This is a genomic window from Corynebacterium otitidis ATCC 51513, from assembly GCF_000296405.1.
GTDB lineage: Bacteria > Actinomycetota > Actinomycetes > Mycobacteriales > Mycobacteriaceae > Corynebacterium > Corynebacterium otitidis.
Genome location: NZ_JH815194.1, coordinates 266,722 through 271,853, shown reverse-complemented (window position 1 = coordinate 271,853; position 5,132 = coordinate 266,722). Strand labels below are relative to the sequence as shown.

6 protein-coding genes are annotated in these 5,132 nt (G+C 67.2%); 1 reads left to right on the top strand and 5 read right to left on the bottom strand.

Features of this window, described 5'->3' with window-relative positions:
• Positions 1-229: 229 nt before the first annotated feature.
• From HMPREF9719_RS06635 to merA, 5 genes are all read right to left on the bottom strand, one after another.
• Positions 230-1,186, bottom strand: a complete 957-nt coding sequence (locus HMPREF9719_RS06635; RefSeq protein WP_004601220.1) for a cytochrome c biogenesis CcdA family protein — start codon at positions 1,184-1,186, stop codon at positions 230-232.
• On the bottom strand, positions 1,183-1,665 hold the full coding sequence (locus HMPREF9719_RS09835; protein ID WP_081586452.1) for a TlpA family protein disulfide reductase: 483 nt from the start codon (positions 1,663-1,665) through the stop codon (positions 1,183-1,185). Before HMPREF9719_RS09835 ends, HMPREF9719_RS06635 begins: the two co-directional genes overlap by 4 nt.
• A 119-nt stretch (positions 1,666-1,784) precedes the next feature.
• Complete coding sequence (locus HMPREF9719_RS06625) at positions 1,785-2,000, bottom strand: hypothetical protein (RefSeq protein ID WP_004601218.1); 216 nt, start codon at positions 1,998-2,000, stop codon at positions 1,785-1,787.
• A gap of 126 nt (positions 2,001-2,126) precedes the next feature.
• Positions 2,127-2,780 carry an organomercurial lyase MerB gene (gene merB / locus HMPREF9719_RS06620; protein WP_004601217.1) on the bottom strand — a complete coding sequence of 218 codons (654 nt, stop codon included), beginning with the start codon at positions 2,778-2,780 and terminating at the stop codon, positions 2,127-2,129.
• Between the two features lie 34 nt (positions 2,781-2,814).
• Positions 2,815-4,239, bottom strand: coding sequence for a mercury(II) reductase (gene merA / locus HMPREF9719_RS06615; protein WP_004601216.1), 1,425 nt, complete (start codon positions 4,237-4,239; stop codon positions 2,815-2,817).
• 108 nt (positions 4,240-4,347) lie between these two features.
• Here merA and HMPREF9719_RS06610 point away from each other — a divergent pair, with 108 nt between their 5' ends.
• Positions 4,348-4,737 (top strand): heavy metal-responsive transcriptional regulator, encoded by a 390-nt coding sequence (locus HMPREF9719_RS06610; RefSeq protein WP_004601215.1) that lies wholly within the window; start codon positions 4,348-4,350, stop codon positions 4,735-4,737.
• The last annotated feature ends 395 nt before the right edge of the window (positions 4,738-5,132 follow it).

Here is a 5,132-nt window from a genome sequence, read left to right as displayed (position 1 = left end):
CATGCCGAGGCCAGCGACCGGTCCCGAGCCTAGCTGGGCTGGCCGGGACGCGAACCACGGTAACGGGGGCGGTACAGAGGGCTTCTGACGGATTGCCCGAAGTCCTCTGCACGAATTGACTTCCGGCCTGATGCCGCTGTACCAACCTGTCCTGATAGGCGGGCGCCTCGTTTGCCAGAAGATGGGCAAGGTTCCCTCTCCCCCTTGCTTTTTGGGAGTCCTCGGCCAGCTACGGGATCGTGCCTGGCCGGTCCTCGGTCGAGTTGTTGTCCGCAGTTGGTGTGCAGCAGTCGGGTTCCCCGCTTTGCCCGGGGCCCTCGCCTGTGGGCGGCGTTCCCTGTCTGATGCGCAGTCTCCTGCGCCGGTTGAGGGCGGCCAATGCCGATGCGAGCACCACGGCTGCGGCGAGGGCTGCGATCAGGGTGCTGTTGTCGCTGATCCAGGCGCTGGCGGCGGCTGACCATACGGCGAGGCTGTTGGCCTGTGCGGTTCCGCCGGTGGCGGCGGGATACCAATACCAGCTGAGGTAGGCGCCGGTTATGGTGAGGATGAAGGCGGCGATGCGGTTGCTGTGCTTGGCCAGGCCGGTGATTCTTCGCCCGAGGGCGGCCCCGGCGATGGCCGTGCCTGCCGAAACGAGCATCAGGACAGTGGCCGAGCCTGCGGCATAGGCGGCGAAGACCGCGAGCAGCCCGGCGTAGCTGGCGACGGCCTGGGCTTGGGCGATCACGGCCAGGAGCACCCCGAGGGTGCAGCCGAGGGATGCTGCGGCGTATCCGACCCCGAAGGCCACCATGCGCCCGGTTTTGTGACCTGCCCCTGCGGCTTCTTGTGTGCGGGGTTTCGTGGCCCAGGCCGGCAGACGGAGCCGTGGTGTGAGTCCGGTGAGCATGGCCAGGCCCAGCAGGAGAAGGATCACCCCGGTGGCCATTCCCAGCCAGGGCGCTGCGCTGATCAGGGTCCTGGCGCCCGCGCTGACGATCAGCCCGAAGGCTGCCAGGGTCCCGGCGAAGCCGAGGCTGAGCGCGAGCCCGGCCCGGAGCCCGTGGGTCAGACGCAGCGCGAGCGGGCGCGTCCGGGCGTCCCCGATGGTCTGGGCTATCCAGGCGGGCAGGAGGGCGAAACCGCAGGGATTGACCGGGGCAATCATTCCAGCGGCGAAGGCCAGGGCAAGCAGGGCTGTCATTGGGCGCCGGCCTTGGTGAGTTCTTCTTGGATCTTTTCCGCAGACGGGTCGGTGGCCCGGAAGGTAACGTCGCCCTTCGCGTCGACCACCACCAGGGTGCTTATGGAGGTGACCTTGTACCGGGTGGTCAGTGTGGCCCCGGTGTCGATGACGGCAGGGAGCTCAGGGGCCTTGATGTAATCGCGGAATCCGTTGATGGTCTCCTTCGGTTCTCGGGGGTCCACGTCCACCAGGAGGTAGTCGGCCGAGCTTCCCAGGGCCGTGGAGGCCTTGTTCAGGGAATCGGCCCCTTCCACACACTCACCGCATCCGGCAGAGAAGAAGAACAGTGCTGCGGGCTTACCGTCCGGGATGGTCCGGGTAGTGCCGTCAATGTCGGAGACCGTAACAGCAACGGCACCGGCCGCGTCGGGCGACGAACCGCCTGGCGCGGCCGACGGGCCGCTCGGTGAGCTGGCGCAGGCGGTTGTCAGTGCCATGACCGCTGCCAGAAACAGGGCGGAGGCGAGGTGCCTGGGCCGGGGAACGGACAGAGAACGGCGGCATCTCGGGTATGTCATGGTGTCTGGTGGTTCCTTCCAGGAATGGGGATGGGGACTCAGGCGGTGCCGTGGTCGGTGCGGTGGTGCTCGGGGGATGCGGGAGGGCAGCAGTCGTCGGTCCTGCGGCGTTTTCGCTGCCTGGTGACGGCGATGATCCCGGCCAGGAGCACCGTGGCGGCCGCGAGTAACACGAGGGGATTTGAGAAGAATCCGGCGATCGCGCCGAGGGCTCCGGCGGCGATGAGGATGGGTCCTGCGCAGCACAGGATCATGGCCGCTGCTATGCCGATTCCTGCGGCCAGTGTGTGGTATCGCCCGGGGCGACCGGTCTGCCGGACGGGTTGATGGCCGGTGTCTGGCTGTTCTGGGTGCTGGGTCATGTCATGTCCTTTTAAAGCTCAGCAGCAGGAGTCCTGCGCCGCGGGGGCCCGCGTGGCGGCCGCGGCGAGGAGGGCGGAGGCCATGGCGGCACCGGCCCGGTGTGCCGCCTCGATGTCCAGGACTTCGCCGTCGGGATGGGAATCCAACCATGGCTGGGCGTCCTCGCGGGAGGCGAAGTAGTGGACCTGGTTGCAGAACGATGACCGCACCGGCCCCGTGCCCGGGTGGCTGATGATGGACACGACGGCGGTGGCCGGCTGCACGGAGGTCACCGTGCCGTCCGCGCCCGTCATCACCCGGATGAGGGTCCCGCTACCCGGGGAGGTCGACTCAATGGTTGCGGCCTTCCCGATCAGGGCCGGGAAGAAGAGGGTGTCCAGGGCGCACCAGGTGTAGAGCTGTTCCCCGGCCAGGGTGAAGCGATGCGGGGTGGGCCGCATCGTCAGGGCCAGGCCGATGATGCGGCCCTCGTCGTCGTACTCGGTGTCCGGGACGGCGGCCAGTCCCTGCCGGACCGTGTCTTCGCTCCGGCCACTGGCGGTGGCCAGTTCGGCGACCGTGACGGGCTCGCCCTCGGCCAGGAGCCGCAGCAGCGGCACGAACAATTCCGGGTCTATTCCGGAGCGCGCGGGGGACAACAGATAGGTGAGGGCCTGGTCGGTGGCGGTCATGGCATTCCTTTGCTTCGGTAGTGGGGGCTGCAGCTCAGGCGCAGCAGGAGAGCTTGGAGACGTCGGTGGTGAAGGCCTTGGCGGCGATCCTGATGCCCTCGGCCATCGTCAGGTAGGGGCTCCAGGCGGCGGCGACCTGCGCGGTGGTCATGCCCGCTTCGAGGATGTAGACGCCGGCGGCGGCGATTTCCCCGGCGTCCTTGGCCACCGCGGAGAGGCCCAGGATCCGTCCGGTGTCGCGGTCCGCGACAACCTTGATGAAGCCGCGGGTGTCGCGGTTGACCACGGCTCGCGGCACGTACTCCAGGGGGAGGACCCGGCACTCGCAGCTGATCCCGGCGGCGACAGCTTCCTTTTCCGTCATCCCGACCGCCCCGATGGCGGGACTGGTGAAGGCGACCCGGGGCAGGTGCCGGTAGTCGACCTCGGCCAGGGCATCGGTGAACGCATTGTCCACGGCCAGGGCGCCGTGGGCCGCTGCGACGTAAACGAACTCCCGATGGCCGGTCGCGTCCCCGGCGGCCCAAACCCGCGGGTTGGACGTGGCCAGGCGGGAATCGACCACGCTCTCGCCGGATGCGCCGGTCTTCACCCCGACGGCGTCAAGGTCCAGTCCCTCGGTCACCGGGCGGCGGCCCAGTGCCACGAGGATGTGGGAAGCGCGGAACACCTCCTCGTCCCCGGCCACGTTTGCCGTCACCGAGACCCCGTCCGGGCCGGAGGCCACGGAGTCGGCCATGGCCCGCCGGACCACCCGGATCCCCTCGTCGGCGAACACCCCCGCCAACGCCTTGGATGCCTCCGGTTCCTCCTGCGAGGCCAACCGGGAACGGACCAGCATGGTCACTCGGGAGCCCAGCCGGGAGAAAAGCTGTGCCATCTCCAGGGCAACATAGCCTCCGCCCAGGATCAGCATTGATTCGGGCACCTCGTCCAGTTCCATCGCCGTCGTCGAGGTCAGGTACCCGGCCTCGGCCAGTCCGGGAACGGGGGGCACGTAGGGTGCGGAGCCAGTGGCCACGAGGTAGTGCCCGGCCTCGATCGTTCTCACTGCACCATCCGGGGAGATCACCCGGAGCAGCGGTGCGTCCTGGGTTCCGGTGAACGACGCGTCCCCCGAGATCATCGTCCACCCGTAGTCCGCGGCCAGATCGACGTACTTCTCCGTGCGCATGCTTTCAACCAGCGCGGCCTTGCCCTGAATCAGGGCCGGCATGTCCACCGGGCCCGCCGAGGCCGCCACCCCAGGGAAGCGGGCCGAATCCAACGCCACGTGGCGGGCCTCCGCGGCAGCCAGGAGCGCCTTCGACGGGACGCAGCCCGTGTTCACGCATGTCCCGCCCACGGTGCCGCGCTCCACCATCACGACGCGCTTGCCCAGCCCGGTGGCCCGGATCGCGGCCGCAAACGCTCCGCCGCCGGAACCAATAATCGCCAGATCGAACTTTTCGTTTGTCATTCCAGATGTCTCTTCCCTGTGGTTCAAAAGTTCCTATGGAACCATTGTGAACCTTCCAGTACAATGGAAGGTCAAGTGTGGTGGCCATTGGAAGGGGAATCGGCGAACATGAGGATCGGACAGCTTGCGGAAGCAACCGGAACCACGACCAAGACCCTGCGGTTCTACGAGGAGTCGGGGCTGCTCCCTCCGGCCGAGCGATTGGCCTCCGGCTATCGGGACTACGCCGAGGATGCCGTGGGTCGGGTCGGGTTCATCCACCGGGGCCAGGCCGCCGGGCTGACCCTCGCCCAGATCCGCCAGATCCTCGACATCCGCGACGGCGGCCAGGCGCCCTGCGAGCACGTGCGCGACCTGCTTGACGTGCGCCTCGCTGAGATCGAGCAGCAGATCGCGCAGCTCTCCGTGCTGCGCGACACTATCGCGGACCTCAGACAGGACGCCGCACACCCGGACCCTGAAACGTGCAGCACCGATCAAGTGTGTAGGTACTTGTAATCCAATTGGGCACACCTCCTGGACCGCCAAAAGGCTCTCGCAAAAAGATACCGCCAGATCTACAAAATTGAGGAAGAGCTCATCAGCAAAATCGACAAATTGACTGACGTAGTAGTCATCCCTAACGCGTAAGACCTGCACACTGCTTGTACAAATGATAGTTTCGTGATGACGCTGGGGTGGGTTCCTGCTCCGCAGGCGTCCGAAGGCCCTGGGTCGAGCAATCCCCCCTGCTCCCCGGGGTCTTCCGCTATCTGAGAACCTTGCTTCACCCGGGTTCTCTCATTCTTCACTGCCCGGGGGGGGGTGTCCCTATGTCTGGTGTCAAGCTGTAGCAGACGCCCGGCTACGGATGGGCTACCGGGCGTAGCCCCGGATCCGGGCGCACTTGATCG